The organism is Streptococcus sp. HMSC072G04, assembly GCF_001813295.1.
Classification (GTDB): Bacteria; Bacillota; Bacilli; order Lactobacillales; family Streptococcaceae; genus Streptococcus.
In genome coordinates, this window is the sequence record NZ_KV812016.1 from 56,620 (window position 1) to 78,783 (window position 22,164).

Below are 22,164 nucleotides of genomic sequence, written 5' to 3' on the forward strand. Positions count from 1 at the left end.
GAGGCTAGGACTTTTGTCCCAGCCTCTTTTTAATGGCTAGAATGGTATAGAGGTTCATCCATTAAGGAAATAAAAAAAGTAAGGCAAATTGGCCTTACTTTGTAATTGGAAAGGAAATTTCAATTAGTTTATCGGAATAGAGGGTTTTAATAGCGGATTGGTCAATGATTTGAAGATCAATCTTACGTTTTAAAAAGAACTCACGAATTATTTCAACTTCAGTTTCACGAATAGCTCGGTGTTTGTTACTGATCAATAATTCATAGTGTGATGGGGCCTGTGTAAAAACAACATCGGTATTGCCCGCGGAATAAACCTCGACAAGCAAGGCGTCAGTGCTGGCAAGTTGGCTTTTGACCAGTGCAGCATGACTATTTGTGGTATTAATGAGCTTCATATGAGTTCCTCCTAACCTCTATCTTCATTTATTATAGCACTTTTTTATTTTTTGTGAAAGAATTCCTTTATTTTTTGTGGGTATTTTTCCACTGTTCAATGCCCCATTTGTGACTGCCACGTTTGAGTTTTTCAATAGCTTCATCTACAGGAAACCAAGCAAGATTGTTAAAATCTTCCAGTGGTTTTTGAGCTTCTGTATAGTCTACCACTTCATAAATATAGGCAGGATTGTAGTAGTAGGTGTCGCGATGACTGGAATAGAAATACTCATCTGCTTGGCCATAGTATTGCCCTAAAATAGCAGTAAAGCCTAATTCTTCGATCAGTTCCCGTTTCAGAGCTTGCAAGTGATCTTCACCTTCCTCAATTTCCCCGCCAGGCAAGAACCAAGCTCCATTAGGAGCTTGAACGAGGATGATCTGATCCTTGTCCTTATTGGGAATAACAGCGTAGACACCATAGCGATTGACGTAGGTCACATCTTGTTTTTTTTCACCAAAACTTGGAATGGTCATGGTTTTCTCTTTTCTTATTTTTTCATCATTATATCATATTTTTTAGCAAAAATCTGGAGGGGAAAAAGAAAGAGAGTGGGACAGAAATCGGTAATTCGTTAGAATTCGATTTCGTCGTCCCACCTCCGCACAGTTGAGTAGGGCTGTAAAAGCTGATGAAATCAGCGTAGTAGAGCCCACTCAACCACTGCGTCTTGCTCGACAATCCAAAAATAATTGAGAGGCTAGGACTTTTGTCCCAGTCTCTGAATGTACATTTACTGATTATGATTCTGACTTCTTTTCGGCCGTCTTGTGAACAGCTTTGATGCTAATATTCCCATTGCTGGTCATGACGGCTTTGAGTTGTTTCTCACTTGGATGTTCCAGGTAATAATCGGTAATGGCATCTTCGATATGGTCTTGGATGGTACGACGGAGTGGGCGGGCCCCCATTTTTGGATCGTATCCCAGATCGACCAATTTTTCTTTGACCTTCTCTGTCACATCCAGATGAATCTCATTTTGTGCGAGACGTTGATTGACCTCATCCAGCATGAGGGTAACGATTTGGAGAAGGTTTTCTTTTGATAGAGGTTGGAATTCAATGATGCCATCAAAACGGTTCATGAATTCAGGGCTAAAGAAGTTACCGAGTTCTCCAAGTACAGAGTTGGTCCGACCTTCGCGAGCAGCTCCAAAACCAACATTAGCCTCAGCTTTGCCGGTTCCAGCATTAGAGGTCATGATGATAATGGTATCTTTAAAGCTGACGGTACGGCCTTGACCATCTGTCAAACGGCCATCATCTAAAACTTGCAAGAACATGTGCATGACATCTGGATGGGCTTTTTCCACTTCATCCAACAACACGAGGGAGTATGGATTGCGACGGACCTTTTCCGTTAGTTGTCCAGCTTCATCGTAGCCAACATAGCCCGGAGGAGCTCCGACTAGTTTCGCTACGCTATGTTTTTCCATGTATTCGCTCATGTCAAAGCGGATCATATTGTCTGCAGAGCCAAAGAGCTCGATCGCCAATTGTTTAGACAACTCGGTCTTCCCGACACCAGTTGGTCCGACAAAGAGGAAGCTTCCGATCGGACGGTTAGGAGATCCTAGGCCGACACGATTGCGTCGAATGGCTTTCGCGATTTTATCTACTGCATCGTCTTGACCAATCACATGAGCTTTCAAATCGGAAGCTAGATTGATCAATTGAGACTGTTCTTTTTCTTTCAAATCACCAACAGGAATATTGGTCTTTTGTTCAACGATGTGTTCAATAGTTTTTTCGCTGATGACAGGGGTCTCTTGATCGGTGACATGTTGACCTTGCATTTCCTTGTATTTCGCGATTTGGTCACGGAAGTAGGCTGCTTTTTCAAAGTCTTCTTCACGTGTTGCTTGGGCTTTGAGGTTTTCCGCTTCAATCAAGCGCTGGTCGATCACTTTTGGATCCACAAAGTTTAGGGTCAGGTTCATCTTAGACCCCGCTTCATCCAACAAATCAATGGCCTTGTCTGGCAGGAAGCGATCTTGGATATAGCGGTTTGAAAGAATAGCTGCCGCTTCGATGGCCCCGTCTGTATAGTGGACGTGGTGGTAGTCTTCGTATTTTTTCTGGATGCCCTTGAGGATGGTGATGGTTTCTTCAACCGTTGGCTCATCGACCTTAACGGGCTGCATGCGACGTTCCAAGGCCGCATCTTTTTCAATGATACGGTATTCATTGAGGGTAGTAGCCCCAACTAATTGGAGTTCTCCTCGCGCTAAGGCTGGTTTGAGGATATTTCCAGCGTCCATATTGCCCTCACCAGCTGATCCTGCGCCAACAATTTCATGGATTTCGTCGATGAACAGAATAACATCTTCGCGTTGACGAATTTCATCCATTAATTTTTGCATGCGTTCTTCGAATTGACCACGGATGCCTGTGCCCTGAACGAGGCTCACGACGTCTAAGCGGATGACTTCTTTTCCTTGCAATTTATGTGGAACGTCGCCATCGACGATTTTTTGAGCCAGGCCTTCCACAACGGCAGTCTTTCCGACCCCAGGTTCTCCAATCAGAACCGGATTGTTCTTGGTTCGACGGTTGAGAATTTCGATGACACGGATAATCTCCTCGTCACGGCCAATGACAGGGTCAATATCCCCTTTGCGGGCAATTTCTGTGACATTGATGCCGAACTCTTCTAACAGTCCTTTTGGCTTTTGAGGGTGTGCTTGACGAGGGTCTTGACCACCACCACGGTTATTGTTTTGGCCGTAGCCGCCACCTCCATAACTGCCTCCGGATTGAGTTGGAGGAGTTTGAGGCTCTTGCGGACTTTGGAAGTTCCCAAGGTTATTGAAGAAATCTTCAAAAGGATCTCCAGTGAGTTGGCTCCGTTGGGTCATGCCTTTCAAGAAGCTGTTATTTGGGTCTGTTTTCATAATTTTATAGCAATTCTGACAGAGGTCTACTTGCTGCTGACGTCCATTTACATTTGTATATAAATGGATGGTTGATTCATTTATTTTACAATTTTGACAAAGCATATACATACCTCACAGTAGGTTTTTGATGGTTTTCCATCAAGAGACGATCCTATTTTTGAAAGGTCAAAAATAGTCAAAGATTTATAGTTTCATTATATCAGTATTCTAGAAGTTTGCAAGAATTTGCTACGGAATGTCACTAAGGAGTGAAGAAGAGAGTAAATCAATGGAAAAATGTGAATTTTTATTGGAAGAGCTTTCTCTTTTATGATAAAATAGGAGAGTAGAAAGTAAAGAGGAGAAATAAAATGGAATCACATTTAGTACGGATTATCAACCGTTTGGAGACGATGACAAAAGACGGTGGAAACTTAAAACGTAATTTTGAACGTGACGGTGTTGTTGTCGCTGAAGTAGCCTACAACCACAATGAAGAAGAAGGTTCAACCTTTACACTTCGTGATGTTGAAGCGCGTGAAACCTATACATTTGATAGCATTGATTTAATTGCAATGGAAATTTATGAATTGCTTTACTAAGCAGCTGTGTGGATGAGTTTGGGGTGGTCTCAAGCTCATTTTTTGTCCATCTGGCTATAGTTTTCGTCTATAGGAAATTCTAATTAGGAACAGTTAGGTTTGAGAGTTGAAATCTGCTATAATAGAGAGGACTATTTTCATTACTTGACTAGAAAGAGAATTGATATGACGACAATCATTGATGGGAAGGCGCTCGCTACAAAATTACAGGGTGAGATTGCAGAGAAAACAGCACGATTAAAAGAAGAGACAGGAGTTGTGCCGGGTCTCGTTGTCATCGTGGTAGGAGATAATCCAGCTAGCAAAATCTATGTAAGAAATAAAGAGCGTTCTGCTATTGCGGCAGGCTTTCGTAGTGAAGTGAGACGACTTCCTGAAAGCATCAGCCAAGCTGAATTATTAGAAGTGATCGAACACTACAATCAGGATCCCCTTTGGCATGGGATTTTGGTGCAGTTGCCACTGCCTAAGCACATCGATGCGGATGCAGTCCTTTTAGCCATTGATCCGACAAAAGATGTGGATGGCTTTCATCCATTGAATATGGGACGCTTGTGGGCTGGAAATCCTCTCATGGTGCCTTCAACTCCCGCTGGGATCATGGAGATGTTCAAAGAGTACGGGATTGATCTAGAAGGGAAGCGAGCAGTCGTGATTGGTCGTTCCAATATCGTTGGAAAACCAATGGCGCAGTTGCTCCTCGCCAAAAATGCGACGGTAACCTTGACCCATTCTCGGACCCATCATCTGCCTAAAATTGCTAGAAGAGCAGATATCTTGGTTGTTGCGATCGGTCGTGCGAAATTTGTAACAGCAGACTTCGTGAAAGAAGGCGCCGTCGTCATTGACGTCGGAATGAATCGCGATGAGAATGGCAAATTGTGTGGGGATGTCGATTTTAACTCTGTTGCACCTTTGGCCAGTCATATTACCCCGGTACCAGGAGGGGTTGGGCCTATGACCGTCACCATGCTGATGGAGCAGACCTACGAAGCAGCTGTTCGTGCCTTAAAAAAATGAAAGTGTGAACAAGATGAAGTTTGTATTTGATTTAGATGGAACCCTGTCATTCGATGGTGTCACAATCGATGATGAAATCAAACAGGTCTTATTGAGAGCAGAAGAATTTGGCCATGAAGTCGCCTTTGCTTCTGCACGTTCTTACCGGGACTGCTTGGGCCTTTTAGGGGACCCATTGAGTCAGCAACTCGTGATTGGTTTAAATGGTGGATTGGCCTATCGCCAGGGGCAATTGGTATATGAGGACCAATTGGACAAGGACGTGTATCGGGAAGTCCTTGGCTTTTGTCGCCATTACAATCTACCATTTTTTGTGGATGATACCTTTGATTATAGCGGACAGATTTTGGAAAAGATTCCTTTTGTTGCTAATGTAGATCCCCTCAAGAAAGCCCAGTATCGTTCATTAGAGGAGCTGACAGATCCGATTAAGGTCGTGATCTATATGGGTGGCCATGAGGAGCTCGTGGATGAGATCATCGAGCGGATCGAAAAGACAGACAAGGCCCATATCCGCTATCATGCGCATGAAAAATGCATCTATCTCAATCCAGCAGACACGCATAAAGCGACAACCGTAGAAGAACTCTGTGGAGAGAATTTCGTGGCTTTTGGCAATGATCAAAATGATATCGAGCTCTTTGAAAAAGCTCTTTATGCAGTTCAAATTGGTGATTTTCCAGCCCTTCAGCCTTATGCGGATGATCAATTGGTAGCCAAACAAAATCAACCACAAGCTGTGGCTGCTAAGATTTTGCAAGTCTTTGCAGAATTCAGAGGAAAATAAAAGATGGAGGGGGAGTCGTGGCTTCTCCTTTTTCGCTAGAAATGAGGAAGGTATGAGAACAGTTCAGAAAGAAGAGATCCAGCGTGTCATTGTGAAGCGAGAGGCAAGATCTTATAAGGGCGATTTTGGTCGCCTGCTCTTGATTGGGGGGACTTACCCCTATGGGGGAGCTATTATTATGGCGGCGCTTGCTGCGGTTCATAGTGGTGCGGGGCTGGTTACTGTCGCAACAGATCCTGATAATCTGACAGCTCTTCATAGCCATCTTCCTGAGGCCATGGGCTTTGATTTGGCAGATCACGAACTCCTTTGTGAGCAGCTCCAAAAAGCTAGCGTGATTCTCGTAGGACCGGGCTTAAAGGAAGCAAGAGAAAACCAAGCAATCTTGCACATGATTTTTGAACAAGTCTCTAGCCAGCAGGTCTTGATCTTAGATGGAGGAGCTATTAGTCTTTTTGCAGCCTCTCAGTTTGACCTGCCAGAGGCTCAGTTGGTCTTTACCCCCCATCAAAAAGAATGGGAAAAACTGTCAGGGCTTGATCTAGCAAGCCAGACTGAAGGCAAGAGTCGAAGAGCAGTACAGAACTTTCCTAAAGAGACTGTCATTGTAGAAAAAGGGCCACACACCCGCATTTGGACAAGTGGGCAAGATGAGGGCTATCAGCTAGATGTTGGTGGTCCCTATCAAGCAACAGGGGGTATGGGAGATACCTTGGCAGGGATGATCGCAGGATTTACGGGTCAATTCCCACAGGTCAGTCTCTATGAGCGCGTGGTGGTTGCGACCTATCTCCATTCAGCCATTGCAGAAGACTTGAGCAAGGAGTTTTATGTGGTTCTACCCACGACCATCAGCCAAGAAATCCCCAAATGGATGAAGAAGTGGAGTGACAAAGATCAGGTTATCAGCACTGAAAATAGAAAATAGGTAAAAAAGATGAAGGAAAGCATTCGGAAAGCAAATCAGTATATCGATGAAAACAGGGAGAGGGTTAACCAGCAATATAGAGGAGCATTTCATTTGCTACCTCCAATCGGCTGGATGAACGATCCAAATGGTTTTGTTTATTTCCGTGGGGAATACCATTTGTTTTACCAATTCTATCCCTATGATAGTGTTTGGGGTCCCATGCATTGGGGGCATGCCAAATCAAAGGATCTTCTCCATTGGGAAGAATTGCCAGTAGCTTTAGCACCAAGTGAAAGCTATGATAAGGATGGTTGTTTCTCGGGTAGTGCTATTGTGAAAGATGACAAGCTCTATTTGCTGTATACTGGTCATGTAGACGATGAGGAAAAGCGCGAGGAGACTCAGTGTCTTGCGGTTTCGACAGATGGCATTACCTTTGAAAAGTTGCCTACTAATCCAGTGATCCATGCTCGACATATTGAGGGGATCGCAGATATTGCAGATTTTCGTGATCCTAAAGTATTTGAATATCAAGGAAGCTATTACGCTGTTATTGCTTCTAAGACGCCAGATGACAGAGGTCAAATTCTCCTATTTGCATCAAGTAATCTAGTAGATTGGGCCTTTACATCAGTCCTTTTAGAAGGTGAAAAAGGGCAAGGGATTATGTGGGAGTGTCCCGATTTCTTCCCTTTAGATGGCAAATGGGTCTTGATCTTGTCACCCATTGAAATGGAAAGACAGCAAGAAAAATACTGGAACTTAAATTCGACGGTTGCCTTTATCGGTGACATGAATTGGGAAACGGGGCATTTTCGTGTCGATTCCTATGATGAAATGGATGGTGGTTTGGATTTCTATGCCCCTCAAACTTGTCAAGGACCAAATGGCGAACGCTACATGGTTGCTTGGATGCAAATGTGGCACCGGTCTATCCCCAGTCATGATTTAGCTCATGGGTGGGCAGGTAGTATGACTCTTCCAAGAAAATTGTCCTTGAAAGACGGACGATTGGTTCAGGAGTTACCTGAGTCAGTGAAAGAACACTTTCTTGTAGAGAATTTTCTAGAAACCATTGTTAAGGGCAATCAGATCATAATCTCAGCTAAAGGGAAACAAACCTTGTTTGAACTAGATGCCAAACCGGGTCGCTCCTTTATCCTTGGTTATGGCGATGAAACTGATCCTGATAGTGTCTTGCAATTGGTTTATGACGCCTCTCAAAAACGCTTTAGCTTAAGTCGAGACCAATTTGGGCACCCCATTTCTGGAAAAGAAAATCCAGCATTTCAATCGAGATGGATTCAGTTGGATACTGAAAAGTATCATCATTTTTCGATCATTCGCGATACCAACTCCATCGAAGTATTCGTGGATGGCAAAACTCTCTCGATGACTTTTTATGAAACGACTGAGAATCCCGTCTATACTCTCACGGCAGATGAAGGGGTTAATTGGGTCGTGAAAACCTATCAAAAATAGGAATGAAAAAACCTCCTAAAGAATAAAAGACAAGTCCTGTGACTTGTCTTTTTTGTGTATTCCAACTTGGTCTTGAGTTTTAAGGAAGCTGGTGTTAAACAGACAAGTAGAGGGTAACTTGAATAAAATGAGGCTTGTAGAGAAAGGAAATTCATGATTTCGCTTTGTCTGCCAGCCTTTTTTGGTGTTTTTTGGTATAATTAAACTTGATCATATTCTGCAGAAAGGAGTTCCTATGTCCAACTATTTATCCGTATCAAGTTTGACCAAATATTTAAAATTAAAATTTGATAAGGATCCCTATTTGGAAAGGGTTTATCTGACAGGGCAGGTCTCCAATTTCCGAAAACGTCCCAACCACCAGTATTTTTCATTAAAAGATGAAAAAGCGGTCATTCAGGCAACGGTCTGGGCTGGAGTTTATCGAAGCTTTGGTTTTGAGCTAGAAGAAGGCATGAAGATCAATGTCATCGGTCGCATTCAGCTCTATGAGCCAAGTGGGAGTTATTCCATTGTCATTGAAAAGGCTGAACCAGATGGGGTAGGGGCCTTGGCCATCCAATTTGAGCAACTCAAGAAAAAGTTGACCGAAGAAGGTCTCTTTCAGGATCGGTGGAAGCAAGCTCTGCCACAATTTTCAAGAAAGATCGGGGTCATCACCAGTCAAAGTGGGGCCGTGATTCGCGATATTATCACAACGGTGAGCCGACGCTTCCCTGGTGTAGAGATTGTGCTCTACCCGACCAAGGTTCAGGGAGAAGGCGCATCTAGTGAGGTGGTTGCTAATATTCAACGGGCTAACCAACGGGATGATTTGGATGTCTTGATTATCGGTCGTGGGGGTGGTTCGATTGAAGACCTCTGGGCCTTTAATGAAGAAGCAGTGGTGCGAGCCATTTTTGAATCGCGGATTCCGATTATCTCCAGTGTTGGACATGAGACAGATACGACTCTAGCCGATTTTGTAGCAGACCGACGAGCCGCTACTCCGACAGCAGCTGCTGAATTGGCCACTCCAGTAACGAAGTTGGATCTCTTGTCCCATTTACAAAAGCAGGAAAATCGCATGGCAACAGCTATGTCCAATCGCTTGGCCTATAATCGTGAACGCTTGGCCAAATTAAGTCAATCGGTTATTTTTAGACAGCCTGAAAGACTCTATGATGGCTACCTGCAAAAGATTGACCAGTTGCAATTGCGCTTGAAACAAGGAATGCGCGATGCTTATGGACAAGGGGCTAATCAGCTGCAAGGTCTGCGTCATCGCTTAGAAGCCATGTCTCCTTTGCATCGCATCGAGCGCTACCAAGACCGCCTGCTCCAAGATAAGAGAATCTTAACCAACCGAATGGAACAAGTCCTAAAAGAGCAAAAGATCAAGGTGCAAGGCTTATCAGAAGCCCTCTTGATGCTCGATACCAGTCGGATTATTGCGCGTGGCTATGCCATGGTCAAGGAAGGAGATCAGGTTCTAGACTCGGTTGCGAAAGTAACAGAAGGGGACCCGCTGTCACTCATCATGAGAGATGGTCAGTTAGAAGTAGAGGTAAAACATGTCGAAAGAAAAGAAATTTGAAGAAAATTTAGCAGATTTGGAAACTATCGTCCAAAAATTGGAGAGTGGTGATGTGGCTTTAGAAGAAGCTATTACAGAATTCCAAAAAGGAATGAAGTTGTCAAAAGAATTGCAAGATACCTTGGATCAAGCAGAGAAAACCTTGGTCAAGGTCATGCAAGCAGATGGTACTGAAGCGGATCTAGCATGAGACAAGAAGAAAAACGAAATAGAGTAGAGCAAGCAGTTCGCTCTTTTTATGAGGAGAAAGCCGTCGCCCCCCATTTAGTGGACTCGGTCCTATATTCGATCCAGGCAGGTGGAAAACGCCTGCGCCCCTTGCTCCTTCTAGAATTGTTAGAGGCCTTTGGACAGGAATTGACGGAGGCTCACTTTCAAGTAGCGGGGGCTTTAGAGATGATCCATACAGGAAGTCTCATTCACGATGATCTGCCAGCCATGGACAATGACGATTACCGTCGAGGGCAATTGACCAATCATAAGAAATTCGGAGAAGACCTGGCGATTTTAGCAGGGGATGCGCTTTTTCTCGATCCCTTTGGGATGATAGCTGCGAGTGCCCTTCCTGATGCGGTCAAGGTCTCCTTGATTCTTGAATTGTCGGATGCATCCGGAAGTCGTGGAATGGTAGCTGGCCAAGTCCTTGATATGGAAGGGGAGCACAAACAGCTCACGCTAGCAGAATTGCAGACTATCCATGCCAATAAGACAGGACGCCTCCTTGCCTATCCTTTCATCGCAGCAGGTTTGATTTTAGAGTTGCAAGCAGACATTGGTCAGCTCTTAGAAAAAATCGGGAAAAAATTAGGCCTGGCTTTTCAAGTGCGGGATGATATTTTGGATTTGGTAGCTGATTTTGAAGCTTTGGGGAAGACCCCTCAAAAGGACTTAGTGGCTGAAAAATCGACCTATCCAGCCCTGTTGGGATTGGAAGAATCAATAGCTTTGCTGACAAGCGAATTAGACGCTTGCGAGGACTTGTTGGATCAGATTACAAGTGCTTGTGACTTTGATCCGCGAGCGATCAAGAAATTAATAGAAGGATTACGAATAGATGGCTAAGGAAAGAGTGGATGTATTAGCCTATAAACAAGGCCTATTTGATACCCGCGAACAAGCCAAAAGAGGGGTGATGGCAGGCCTTGTCGTTGCCGTTATCAATGGTGAGCGCTTCGATAAACCGGGTGAAAAAATTGATGAAGCAACCGAGTTGAAATTAAAGGGTGAAAAGCTCAAATATGTCAGCCGGGGTGGTCTTAAATTAGAAAAAGCCCTGAACCAATTTGGTTTATCTGTAGAAGGTAAAATTGCGATTGATATCGGAGCTTCTACAGGTGGCTTTACAGATGTCATGTTGCAAAATGGAGCCAGCCAGGTTTTTTCAGTGGATGTCGGTACCAATCAGTTGGCCTGGAAATTGCGCAATGATCCTCGAGTGGTCTCGATGGAGCAGTTCAATTTCCGCTATGCCGAGCCAGATGATTTTGAAGCGACACCAAGCTTTGCGAGCATCGATGTCAGCTTTATTTCTTTGGACTTGATTCTGCCAGCCCTTCACCGGATTTTGGCAGATAATGGACAAGTCGTGGCCTTGGTCAAACCTCAGTTTGAGGCAGGACGCGAACAGATCGGGAAAAATGGGATCATTAAGGATCCTAAGATTCATTTAGACGTTCTTGAAAAGGTCGCTGCTTTTGCAGGAACACATGGCTTTGCGGTAATGGGAGTAGATTATTCCCCTATCCAAGGAGGCCATGGCAACATCGAATTTTTGATGTATCTAGAAAAAAAAGAAGAGAAAACAAAGCCAACTACAGAGCAGCTGGAGGCTGTTGTGGAGCTGGCACACAAGGAATTTAAACATGAAGAGTAAGAATATCAGATTAGAAAAAATTCGTCGTTTCATTCGCGATCATGAAGTGGGGACGCAAGAAGAGATCGTCGAACATTTGAAAGAAGAAGGCATCTCAGCAACCCAAGCGACGGTGTCACGGGATATCAAAGAATTGGGCATCGTAAAACGCCCTCTCAAAGACATGACCTATGTCTATGAATTGCCACGTAAGCACCACCAAGGGATTGGGATGATCGAAAGCAATATCTTGTCTCATCGTCGGATGGGAGAATATGTCAATTTCACCATGGTTCCAGGGACAGCTCCTTTAGTTAAACGTCGCTTGCGGGAGATTTATAAGGAGCATATCTTTAGTATTGTTGCAGATGATGATACGATCTTGTTGATTGCTTATTCCGCACCAGAAGCAGAGAATATCCTCAAATCAATCTTTGGGTGGTAAGAGCCTATGCTATTAGAAATTTCGATTAAGAACTTTGCCATTATCGAAGAGATTTCCTTAAATTTTGAAAAGGGAATGACGGTACTGACAGGGGAAACGGGTGCTGGTAAATCCATCATCATCGATGCCATGAACATGATGCTGGGAAGCCGTGCAACGACGGATGTCATTCGACACGGAGCCCCAAAAGCGGAAATCGAAGGTCTCTTTACCATTGAGAGCAATCGACACCTGACAGCTCTCTTTGAAGAGCAAGGGCTAGAGTGGACTGATGAATTGATCATTCGCCGAGAGATCTTGCAAAATGGACGAAGTGTCAGCCGGATCAATGGTCAGATGGTGAATTTATCTGTCTTAAAGGCAGTCGGTCAACATTTGGTGGATATCCATGGCCAGCATGATCAGGAAGAACTTATGCGGCCCCAATTGCATATCGCTATGCTGGATGAATTTGGAGACACAGCCTTTTTCCAAACCAAAGAGGCTTATCGTCAGACCTTCGAAGACTACAAACGCCTGCGCAAACAAGTGGTGGAACTCCAGCGCAACCAGCAGGAAAACAAGGCTCGTATCGAGATGTTGGAGTTTCAAATTGCAGAGATTGAGGCAGCTGCCTTGGAAGTGGATGAGGACCTGCGTCTGGAGCAAGAACGCCAACGCCTTCTCAATCACAAGATGATTGCTGATACCCTAACCAATGCCTATACCATGCTGGATGCAGAAGAGTTTTCGAGCCTCTCCAATGTGCGCTCAGCCATGAATGATCTGGAGAGCATCGAAGAATATGATCCGACCTACAAAGAGCTCTCAAGCCAGTTATCGGAAACCTTTTATGCCCTTGAGGATATTACCAAGCGCTTAGAAGATGTGGTCGATGGTCTGGAGTTTGATGGCAATCGCCTCATGCAGGTGGAATCGCGTTTGGATTTGATCCACTCCATCACGCGCAAGTATGGTGGCCAAGTCAAGGACGTCTTAGAATACCTAGCACAAATCACTAAAGAATATAGCCTCCTCACCGGAAGTGACCTCTCGTCTGAGGACTTGGAAAAAGAACTCAAACGTTTGGAAAAGAGTTTGGTCACCTTGGCTCAAGATTTGAGTGATCAGCGGCATGACCTAGCCCAGGCTTTGGAAAATGAAATCCAGCAAGAATTGGCAGACCTCTACATGGACAAGGCGCGTTTTCAAGTGCGTTTTAGTAAGGCTAAGTTTAATCGTGAGGGAAATGAAGCTGTCGAATTTTACATTTCGACCAACCCAGGTGAGGACTTTAAACCCCTTGTCAAGGTAGCATCTGGCGGAGAATTGTCACGCTTGATGTTGGCCATTAAATCTGCTTTTTCTCGAAAAGAAGGAAAAACTAGTATCGTCTTTGACGAGGTGGATACAGGGGTCTCTGGGCGCGTGGCCCAAGCCATCGCAGCGAAAATTCATAAGATTGGTCAAAATGGCCAAGTGCTTGCCATTTCTCACCTGCCTCAAGTCATCGCTGCAGCAGATTATCAATTCTATATTGAGAAAATCAGTGATGAACACTCAACTGTATCTACTGTGCGTTTGCTCAATAGAGAAGAACGAATCGAAGAAATTGCCAAGATGCTGGCAGGAGAGGATCTAACGGAAGCTGCCCGTCAACAAGCAGAGCAACTTCTCAAGCGTTAAGAGAAAGAAGGTTTGAAACAATGTCAAGATACTTTGTAGTCGGAGATATTCACGGAAAAGCACAAATGCTAGAAGAGCTCATGACAGAGTGGGATGGAAAATCTCAATTGGTCTTTTTAGGAGATTTGATAGATCGAGGCGAAAACAGCAAACGATCGATTGAAATTGTAAAAGACTACGTAGACCATCACGGAGCTGTTTGCCTTTCCGGAAATCACGAGTACATGTTTTTATCCTGGTTGGACAATCCAGAAGAGCGTTATGATCACTACCGAAGAAATGGTGGCGATACGACCATCAACTCTCTGTTAGGCCGGCCGCTCGATGCTCCTGTAGATGGGATTGCGGATGCGCAAGCCGTAGAGAACACCGTTCCTGACTTGGTGGCCTTCATCCGCAGTTTGCCCTTTGACTACGAGACAGAAACCTATTACTTTGTCCACGCTGGTGTGGATCTAACCCTTGAAAATTGGCGGGAAACCAGTGATTACCAAAAAGTCTGGATCCGAAAACCATTCCATGAAGCGGAGAATCATACAGGCAAATGGATCGTCTTTGGCCATACACCAGTCTATGGACTGCTCAATGAGCCAGTCGGCACCGAAAATCTTTGGATTTCAGATCAGAAGATGGGTGTCGATGGGGGCGCTGTCTTTGGTGGAGTCCTCCATGGATTGCTCTTGGATGATCAAGGTATTGTCCATGACCATGTCCTTCATAATACAGGTTTTTCTGCCGCAGACGACTGAGGAAACAGGAATGGATATCTTTCACTGCAAAACCCCGTGTTTTTTGATATAATGAAAGCAGAACATTCTTAGGAAGAGTATAGAAAAATATGACAAATATTAAAATAGTTACAGACTCATCTATTACAATTGAGCCTGAAGTGGTTGAAGAATATGGCATTACCATTGTGCCACTTTCTGTTATGGTGGATGGAGTCCTTTATTCCGACAGTGAGTTGGGCGAAGGGGACTTCTTGCGCTTAATGCAGTCTAGCAAAAATCTTCCAAAGACCAGCCAACCACCCGTTGGAGTCTTTGCGGAGGTGTATGAAAAGTTAGCAGCAGACGGAGCTCATATCGTTTCAATTCATATGTCTCATGCCTTGTCAGGAACCGTAGAGGCAGCTCGTCAAGGGGCAACCTTATCAGGGGCAGAAGTAACTGTGATTGATAGTGGCTTTACAGACCAAGCCATGAAGTTCCAAGTGGTTGAGGCGGCTAAGTTGGCTAAAGAAGGAGCAGATTTAGACACCGTTTTAGCTCGTATTGAAGAAGTCAAAGAAAAGACAGAGTTGTATATCGGCGTATCTACCTTGGAAAATCTAGTTAAAGGTGGTCGGATTGGCCGTGTTACCGGACTTTTGAGCTCGCTTCTTAACATCCGTGTGGTGATGCAAATGAAGGACCATCAGTTGGAACCAATCGTCAAGGGACGTGGAAACAAGACCTTTAAGAAGTGGTTGGATGAATTGGTAGAGAAACTATCCCACAGCAAGGTGGCTGAGATCGGGATTTCTTACGCAGGGACACCAGAATGGGCCAATGAAATGAAGGCTCAGTTGCAATCACTCGTTGAAAATGCGATCCCAGTTCTCGAAACTGGATCGATTATCCAAACCCATACAGGTGAGAATGCATTTGCAGTTTTGGTGCGCTACGAATAAGCTGAATAAATGTTTGAAAAAACAGGTTTAGTACTTGACCTAAAGGCTTTTTTTAGATATTATAGTACTGTTAAGGCGTAAAGCCTAAAAAAAATTGGAGGATTTGTTAAATGGCTAACAAACAAGATTTGATCGCAAAAGTGGCAGAAGCTACAGAATTGACTAAGAAAGATTCAGCAGCAGCTGTTGACGCTGTATTCGCAGCAGTTTCAGAATACCTTTCAAAAGGTGAAAAAGTTCAATTGATCGGTTTCGGTAACTTCGAAGTTCGTGAACGTGCAGCTCGTAAAGGTCGCAACCCACAAACTGGTAAAGAAATCAAAATCGCAGCTTCTAAAGTTCCAGCATTCAAAGCTGGTAAAGCTCTTAAAGAAGCAGTTAAATAATTGCATTTTGAAAAGCCATCCTAGATTTCTAGGGTGGTTTTTTTGTTGGACAGCTCTATAGGATAAGGGTATAATAGGAAAAAAGAAAGAGAGAAAAGACCATGCGATTCATTTTAGGACTCTTTGCCTTGTTGTTTATCCGACCTATTTTGTATCTACTGAAAGGGCTGTGGTTTGTACTGGAATTTTGCTTTATGATCCTCGTGGTCAAAATGATCCTAGGAACCGTGCGCTGGATGACCAGTTGGATCGGTTGAGAGTAGATGAATCTATTTCAGGCTCGTGAATCAATGTCCCCAGGACATAAACTCGCTTTTCGGTTTTCAGGCTCATGAAAAAAATGTCCCCCGGACATTTTTTTTAATTAAAAGCATTCTAAATAGTGATTTATTTTGAAACATGATATAATAAGGGTAACGAATCGATTAAATCATATTGGAAAGGGGGGATCATAGTGAACGCATTGCATCGTCATGAAGAAGAGCGCGTGGAAGAAGTCTTGCAAAATTTGCGTGCTAAGGGTATTCGGATTACTGATACCCGCAGAGCAGTTCTTTCCTATTTAGTGGCGAGTCATGAACATCCAAGCGCTGAGAAGATCTATCGCGATTTATTGCCTCAGTTTCCAAGCATGAGTCTAGCAACTGTCTACAATAATATCAAGGTTTTGATTGATGAGGGGGTTGTCTCTGAGATCAAGGTTCGCAATGATACCACGACCTATTTTGATTTCATGGGGCATGACCATTTGAACGTGGTATGTGAAAAATGTGGTCGTATCGCAGATGTGGACATTGAAGTCCCAGATCTTCGCGAAGAAGCAGCCAGTCAAAGTGGTTACCAGATCACCAAGACTCAGATGACCGTCTATGGCATTTGCCCCGACTGTCAGAAACAATGATAAAGACATTCCATTAGAGCCGTCAGGCTCTTTTTTGTGAGAAATTGCACTTTTCTATGGTCGCCACTAGATTTTTTACTGAAAATCTAGTAGAATAAAATAGATAAACGGGGGAAACCTCGGAGAATAAAAAGGAGATCCATCTAATGGTAAAATTGGTTTTTGCTCGCCACGGTGAGTCTGAATGGAACAAAGCTAACCTTTTCACTGGTTGGGCTGATGTTGATTTGTCTGAAAAAGGTACACAACAAGCGATCGACGCTGGTAAATTGATCAAAGAAGCTGGTATCGAATTTGACCAAGCTTATACTTCAGTATTGAAACGTGCGATCAAAACTACTAACTTGGCTCTTGAAGCTTCTGACCAATTGTGGGTTCCAGTTGAAAAATCATGGCGCTTGAACGAACGTCACTACGGTGGTTTGACTGGTAAAAACAAAGCAGAAGCTGCTGAACAATTTGGTGATGAACAAGTTCACATTTGGCGTCGTTCTTACGATGTATTGCCTCCTGCAATGGACCGTGATGATGAACACTCAGCACACACTGACCGTCGTTATGCTTCACTTGACGATTCAGTAATTCCAGATGCTGAAAACTTGAAAGTTACTTTGGAACGTGCCCTTCCATTCTGGGAAGATAAAATCGCTCCAGCTCTTAAAGACGGTAAAAACGTATTCGTAGGAGCACACGGTAACTCAATCCGTGCTCTTGTAAAACACATCAAACAATTGTCAGATGACGAAATCATGGATGTGGAAATCCCTAACTTCCCACCATTGGTATTCGAATTTGACGAAAAATTGAACGTTGTAAAAGAATACTATCTTGGTAAGTAAGATAGCAGGATTCGTTATCAATCATAGAAAGCTGACTTCGGTCAGCTTTTTTGCTTGTCTTCCTTAGATCCTAGCTGGTTTTTGGTTTTCAGGGACTCCTAAAAATGATATAATGAAGTGTTATTACATAAGGTTTCATTAGCCTTGAAAGGAAAAGAAAATGACAAAATCATTCTACATCACAACCCCTATCTATTACCCATCTGGTAAACTGCATATTGGTTCAGCTTATACAACGATCGCCTGTGACGTCTTGGCGCGTTACAAACGCATGATGAACTACGATGTTTTCTACCTGACTGGTCTCGATGAGCATGGGCAAAAGATCCAGCAAAAAGCAGAAGAAGCTGGGATTACGCCACAAGCTTATGTAGATGGGATGGCCGTTGGAGTGAAAGAACTCTGGCAATTACTCGATATCTCATATGATAAATTCATCCGTACGACAGACGATTACCATGAAGAAGTGGTGGCCCAAGTCTTTGAACGCTTGCTTGCACAAGACGACATCTACCTTGGTGAATACTCTGGTTGGTATTCAGTCTCTGATGAAGAGTTCTTTACAGAAAGCCAATTGGCTGAGGTCTTCCGTGATGAGAATGGCAAGGTCATCGGTGGAGTAGCCCCATCAGGTCACGAAGTAGAATGGGTTTCTGAAGAATCTTATTTCCTTCGCCTCAGTAAATACCAAGACCGCTTGGTGGAATTTTTCAAATCCCAACCAGATTTCATCACGCCAGATGGTCGTCTCAATGAAATGTTGAAAAACTTCATCGAGCCAGGTTTGGAAGACTTGGCGGTATCTCGGACCACCTTTACCTGGGGTGTGCCAGTTCCATCCAATCCAAAACACGTGGTCTATGTATGGATTGATGCCCTTCTCAACTATGTGACAGCTCTTGGTTATGGTCAAGAAGATCATGAAAACTTTGACAAGTTCTGGAACGGAACCGTCTTCCACATGGTCGGAAAAGACATCCTTCGTTTCCACTCGATTTACTGGCCAATCCTTCTCATGATGTTGGATGTTAAATTGCCAGAACGTTTGATTGCCCATGGTTGGTTTGTCATGAAAGACGGCAAGATGTCTAAGTCTAAAGGGAATGTCATCTACCCAGAAATGTTGGTGGAACGCTTCGGCTTGGATCCACTTCGTTACTACCTCATGCGCAGTTTGCCAGTTGGTTCAGACGGTACCTTCACACCAGAAGACTATGTGGCCCGCATCAACTATGAATTGGCCAATGACCTTGGAAACCTCCTTAATCGGACGGTAGCCATGATCAATAAATACTTTGGTGGTCAAGTTCCAGCTTATGTCGAAAATGTCACTGCATTTGATGCAGATTTGGCTAAGGTAGTTGAAGAAAACATCGCTGAATACCACAAGCAAATGAACGCGGTTGATTACCCACGCGCTTTGGAAGCCGTATGGAACATCATCTCTCGGACCAACAAGTACATCGATGAGACTGCTCCTTGGGTCCTCGCTAAAGAAGATGGGGACAAGGAACAATTGGCAGCGGTCATGGCTCACTTAGCGGCTAGCCTTCGTGTTGTGGCTCACTTGATCCAACCATTCATGATGAACACCTCAAATGCCATCATGGAACAACTTGGCTTGGGCTTGGACTTCGATCTTGAAAACTTGACCCTAGCAGGCTTCCCTGAAAATGTCACAGTGGTTGCCAAAGGAACTCCAATCTTCCCACGTCTCGACATGGAAGAAGAAATTGCCTACATCCAATCTCAAATGACTGCTGGAAAACCACAAGAAAAAGAATGGATTCCAGAAGAAGTGGAACTCAAGTCTGAAAAAGACGAGATCAAATTTGAAGACTTTGACAAGGTTGAAATCCGTGTAGCAGAAGTCAAAGAAGTGGAACGCGTCGAAGGATCAGACAAACTGCTTCGCTTCCGCCTAGACGCAGGAGATGGCGAAGACCGTCAAATCCTCTCTGGTATCGCGAAATTCTATCCAAATGAACAAGAATTGGTCGGCAAGAAACTTCAAATCGTGGCCAACCTCAAACCACGTAAGATGATGAAAAAATACGTCAGCCAAGGTATGATTCTTTCCGCAGAACACGGAGATCAATTAACGGTCCTAACCGTTGATCCATCTGTTCCAAATGGAAGCATTATCGGCTAAACGATAGACATATGAAAAGCACTCCCGCGGGAGTGCTTTTCTTGTGTCGATATGGTTCCCATCATTGAATTTTACAAGGATGGTAGATGAGTCCTATTAGTAATGGGTGTTAACGGAGACTTCCGCAGTGAGAAAAGAGTCTGAAACATTTTCGTTTCAGACTCTCGGAAGATTTGAGACAGTGGGCTCAAATCTTAGGTATGGAATCCCAAAGGGATTCGCTACCGTCTGTCCTCACCTAAGGAAAGTCTCCGAATATAGTCCCTATTCATCTGGCCGGTATTCTAGGATATCTCCTGGCTGGCAGTCGAGTTCTTTGCAGATGGCTTCAAGGGTGGTGAAGCGGATGGCTTTGGCCTTGCCTGTTTTGAGGATGGAGAGGTTGGCTGTGGTGATGCCGATTTTGTCAGCTAGCTCGTTGGATTTCATCTTTCGCTTGGCTAGCATGACATCTAGATTGACGATAATCATGGCAACCTCCTTAAATGGTTAGCTCATTTTCTTCAGCAATCTCAATCCCTCTCTCTAAAATCTTGCCAAGGACCCAGACAATTGGGACAGCAAGAAGAAGTCCCGTGTTAAAGGTCAATTGGAAGGTAAAGGGAAGGAGATAAGCATTGCCGCTGGTCTCAAGTGTGCCAGACATAAAGGACAAGACCAAGAGAATCTTCCAAGCTCGGTTGCAAAGATCAATGTTGGATTGAGAAAAGATCTTTTCTTGGTAGAGATTTTGGAGGAAGCTACGAATGGTGAGGAGAAGAAAAATATAAATAGCGCTTGAAGCTAGTGGGAAGAGCAACTGCCAGAGGGGTTGCGGATGTTTGGGGAAGAGCTGGATGCCATTCGCCTCAAAGGACAAGCGACCTGATTGAATGAGATCTTTGAAAAAACCCATGCGGGAAAGCAGGTGGACGACCAGTGCAGCCACGGTCATAAAGCCACAGAAGTAAATGAAAGCCGTTAAGACTTCAATGATATTTTTTAAGGTTTTTGAGTTTTTCATCGCAAGCCTCCTTGAAGTTTATTTATTTTTCACTTATAGTATACTCCTTATAAAAAATAAGTCAATAAAAATATATCGAAAAACGATAAAAAAATTCTTTTTTACGATGATTTTAAAAATATTTTACAAAAAGTATATATTTTTAAATAAAAAGTATATACTTTTTAAAATTTCTGTGTTATAATGAATTCATAAAAGAAAACAATTAATTCATTCAAGGAGGCAAATCTAATGAAAAAAGGTTTGTTAGGATTAGGAGCTGCAACTCTTGCAACTCTATTATTAGTGGGATGCTCAAATGGAGAGTCTAAGGATAGCGGGAAAGAAACCATTACTTTCATCAACCATCGGACAGACTGGGAAACAAATGGAAAATGGGATGAATACATTAAACAATTTAATGAAAAAAATCCTGATATCAAAATTGAGGTCCAAACGATCACAGACTATGCGGGTCAAGTTAAAACTCGTATGAATAGTGATGATTATGGGGATATCCTAATGATTCCATCTGACATTAAACCTCAAGATTATAAGAACTTCTTTGAACCACTTGGTAAAAAAGATGAACTTTCTAAAAAATACCTTGGGATGAATGATCGCTCCTATGACGGTATCAGTTATGGTATTCCAAGTCAAATGAATGCAACAGGTTTGGTCGTAAACATGAAAGTCTTCAAAGATGCAGGTGTAAAAGAATTTCCAAAAACTCCTGAAGACTTTGTAAAAGCACTGAAAAAAGTTAAAGAGCATAATTCAGAAGTAACACCATTGTATACCAACTATGCAGCTGGATGGACATTAACCAACTGGGACTTTGTAAAAGCTGGTGCTGCAGGTGATGCGGACTTCACAAACAAATTGACGACGGACAAAGCTCCATTTGAAGATGGTAAAGTCATGAACACCATCTATAACACCTTGTATACTGTCAGCAAAGAAAAATTGATTGAAGCTGATCCGACAACTTCAGATTGGGAACAATCAAAAGTTGATCTTGCAAACGGTAAGATTGGGGTTATGGTTTTAGGTAGCTGGGCAATTCCACAGGTACAGCAAGCCAATCCTGATAATGCAAAAGATATCCAATATATGGCCTTCCCTATGACGGCTCCTGATGGCAAACAATACATGACAGTTACAGGAGATTACAACTATGGTATTAATAAGCATAGTAAACACAAAGAAGCAGCTCGTAAATTCTTGGATTGGTTGGTGAATGAATCTGACTACGCTAAGGACAATGGTGGTCTCCCAACTGTGAAAGGTGCGGATTATCCAGCATCATTGAAAGCAAGTCAAAAGGCTGGTGTTCAATTGCTTGAAGAAAATCCAGCTCCAGCAGGAAAAGAATCCTTGTTTAGTGATATCAATGATGAATCACAATTAGGTATTGGTTCTACAGATAAAGAAAAACAACGTATCATCGATGCTGCTATTGGAAACTCAAAAGAAAGCTTTGATGATATTATGAAAGACTTTAACAAACGCTGGTCAGAAGCGATTGAAAAGGTTTCACAAAAATAGGATGATCACCAGCTGGCAGAGAAAGACGAAA

The 22,164-nt window shown here is 43.4% G+C and carries 23 protein-coding genes; 18 read left to right on the top strand and 5 right to left on the bottom strand.

Annotated features, from left to right (window positions below; all coding sequences use genetic code 11):
* Positions 1–94: 94 nt before the first annotated feature.
* The 3 genes from HMPREF2904_RS02975 to HMPREF2904_RS02985 form a co-directional block, all read right to left on the bottom strand.
* A complete protein-coding gene (locus HMPREF2904_RS02975) occupies positions 95–397 on the bottom strand; it encodes a DUF1827 family protein (RefSeq protein WP_070659917.1) in 303 nt (100 codons plus the stop codon).
* A gap of 67 nt (positions 398–464) precedes the next feature.
* Complete coding sequence (locus tag HMPREF2904_RS02980) at positions 465–914, bottom strand: NUDIX hydrolase (RefSeq protein ID WP_070659920.1); 450 nt, start codon at positions 912–914, stop codon at positions 465–467.
* A 264-nt stretch (positions 915–1,178) separates the two neighbouring features.
* The gene (locus HMPREF2904_RS02985) at positions 1,179–3,437 is read right to left on the bottom strand and encodes an ATP-dependent Clp protease ATP-binding subunit (RefSeq protein ID WP_070659924.1); all 2,259 of its coding nucleotides are present in this window, start codon (positions 3,435–3,437) and stop codon (positions 1,179–1,181) included.
* A gap of 248 nt (positions 3,438–3,685) precedes the next feature.
* On the opposite strand from HMPREF2904_RS02985, the gene HMPREF2904_RS02990 reads away from it, so the two are divergent.
* From HMPREF2904_RS02990 to metG, 17 genes are all read left to right on the top strand, one after another.
* The gene (locus tag HMPREF2904_RS02990; protein WP_003005989.1) at positions 3,686–3,916 is read left to right on the top strand and encodes a DUF1797 family protein; all 231 of its coding nucleotides are present in this window, start codon (positions 3,686–3,688) and stop codon (positions 3,914–3,916) included.
* Positions 3,917–4,081: 165 nt separating this feature from the next.
* A complete protein-coding gene (locus HMPREF2904_RS02995) occupies positions 4,082–4,936 on the top strand; it encodes a bifunctional methylenetetrahydrofolate dehydrogenase/methenyltetrahydrofolate cyclohydrolase (RefSeq protein ID WP_070659927.1) in 855 nt (284 codons plus the stop codon).
* Positions 4,937–4,949: 13 nt separating this feature from the next.
* Positions 4,950–5,723 (top strand): HAD-IIB family hydrolase, encoded by a 774-nt coding sequence (locus tag HMPREF2904_RS03000; RefSeq protein ID WP_003005996.1) that lies wholly within the window; start codon positions 4,950–4,952, stop codon positions 5,721–5,723.
* A gap of 52 nt (positions 5,724–5,775) precedes the next feature.
* A complete protein-coding gene (locus HMPREF2904_RS03005) occupies positions 5,776–6,651 on the top strand; it encodes an NAD(P)H-hydrate dehydratase (RefSeq protein WP_070659931.1) in 876 nt (291 codons plus the stop codon).
* 9 nt (positions 6,652–6,660) lie between these two features.
* Positions 6,661–8,115, top strand: coding sequence for a glycoside hydrolase family 32 protein (locus HMPREF2904_RS03010; protein ID WP_070659934.1), 1,455 nt, complete (start codon positions 6,661–6,663; stop codon positions 8,113–8,115).
* Positions 8,116–8,350: 235 nt separating this feature from the next.
* Complete coding sequence (gene xseA, locus HMPREF2904_RS03015) at positions 8,351–9,691, top strand: exodeoxyribonuclease VII large subunit (protein WP_070659937.1); 1,341 nt, start codon at positions 8,351–8,353, stop codon at positions 9,689–9,691.
* Positions 9,669–9,881, top strand: a complete 213-nt coding sequence (locus tag HMPREF2904_RS03020; protein ID WP_070659940.1) for an exodeoxyribonuclease VII small subunit — start codon at positions 9,669–9,671, stop codon at positions 9,879–9,881. The genes xseA and HMPREF2904_RS03020 overlap by 23 nt, the downstream gene beginning before the upstream one ends.
* Positions 9,878–10,753, top strand: a complete 876-nt coding sequence (locus HMPREF2904_RS03025) for a polyprenyl synthetase family protein (RefSeq protein ID WP_070659944.1) — start codon at positions 9,878–9,880, stop codon at positions 10,751–10,753. Before HMPREF2904_RS03020 ends, HMPREF2904_RS03025 begins: the two co-directional genes overlap by 4 nt.
* Positions 10,746–11,564: a TlyA family RNA methyltransferase gene (locus HMPREF2904_RS03030; protein ID WP_070659947.1), complete on the top strand. Its 819-nt coding sequence runs from the start codon at positions 10,746–10,748 to the stop codon at positions 11,562–11,564. Before HMPREF2904_RS03025 ends, HMPREF2904_RS03030 begins: the two co-directional genes overlap by 8 nt.
* Positions 11,554–11,988: an arginine repressor gene (locus HMPREF2904_RS03035; protein ID WP_003006022.1), complete on the top strand. Its 435-nt coding sequence runs from the start codon at positions 11,554–11,556 to the stop codon at positions 11,986–11,988. Before HMPREF2904_RS03030 ends, HMPREF2904_RS03035 begins: the two co-directional genes overlap by 11 nt.
* Positions 11,989–11,994: 6 nt before the next feature.
* Positions 11,995–13,653: a DNA repair protein RecN gene (recN, locus tag HMPREF2904_RS03040; RefSeq protein ID WP_070659950.1), complete on the top strand. Its 1,659-nt coding sequence runs from the start codon at positions 11,995–11,997 to the stop codon at positions 13,651–13,653.
* 20 nt (positions 13,654–13,673) lie between these two features.
* Positions 13,674–14,402, top strand: a complete 729-nt coding sequence (locus tag HMPREF2904_RS03045; protein WP_070659953.1) for a metallophosphoesterase — start codon at positions 13,674–13,676, stop codon at positions 14,400–14,402.
* Positions 14,403–14,491: 89 nt separating this feature from the next.
* On the top strand, positions 14,492–15,325 hold the full coding sequence (locus tag HMPREF2904_RS03050; protein WP_070659956.1) for a DegV family protein: 834 nt from the start codon (positions 14,492–14,494) through the stop codon (positions 15,323–15,325).
* A 110-nt stretch (positions 15,326–15,435) separates the two neighbouring features.
* Positions 15,436–15,711, top strand: a complete 276-nt coding sequence (locus HMPREF2904_RS03055) for an HU family DNA-binding protein (RefSeq protein ID WP_003006038.1) — start codon at positions 15,436–15,438, stop codon at positions 15,709–15,711.
* Positions 15,712–16,165: 454 nt separating this feature from the next.
* Positions 16,166–16,612 (top strand): Fur family transcriptional regulator, encoded by a 447-nt coding sequence (locus HMPREF2904_RS03060; RefSeq protein WP_080559845.1) that lies wholly within the window; start codon positions 16,166–16,168, stop codon positions 16,610–16,612.
* 146 nt (positions 16,613–16,758) lie between these two features.
* Positions 16,759–17,451 carry a phosphoglycerate mutase gene (locus HMPREF2904_RS03065; RefSeq protein WP_003012031.1) on the top strand — a complete coding sequence of 231 codons (693 nt, stop codon included), beginning with the start codon at positions 16,759–16,761 and terminating at the stop codon, positions 17,449–17,451.
* A 160-nt stretch (positions 17,452–17,611) separates the two neighbouring features.
* Positions 17,612–19,603 (top strand): methionine--tRNA ligase, encoded by a 1,992-nt coding sequence (gene metG / locus HMPREF2904_RS03070; RefSeq protein ID WP_070659959.1) that lies wholly within the window; start codon positions 17,612–17,614, stop codon positions 19,601–19,603.
* Between the two features lie 264 nt (positions 19,604–19,867).
* On the opposite strand, the gene HMPREF2904_RS03075 is transcribed toward metG, so the two are convergent.
* Entirely contained in the window at positions 19,868–20,074 is a 207-nt protein-coding gene (locus tag HMPREF2904_RS03075) for a helix-turn-helix domain-containing protein (RefSeq protein WP_003006064.1), read from the bottom strand.
* Positions 20,075–20,084: 10 nt separating this feature from the next.
* Complete coding sequence (locus tag HMPREF2904_RS03080; protein WP_070659961.1) at positions 20,085–20,606, bottom strand: DUF2975 domain-containing protein; 522 nt, start codon at positions 20,604–20,606, stop codon at positions 20,085–20,087.
* Between the two features lie 231 nt (positions 20,607–20,837).
* On the opposite strand from HMPREF2904_RS03080, the gene HMPREF2904_RS03090 reads away from it, so the two are divergent.
* Positions 20,838–22,133 carry an ABC transporter substrate-binding protein gene (locus tag HMPREF2904_RS03090; RefSeq protein WP_070659967.1) on the top strand — a complete coding sequence of 432 codons (1,296 nt, stop codon included), beginning with the start codon at positions 20,838–20,840 and terminating at the stop codon, positions 22,131–22,133.
* Positions 22,134–22,164 lie beyond the last annotated feature (31 nt).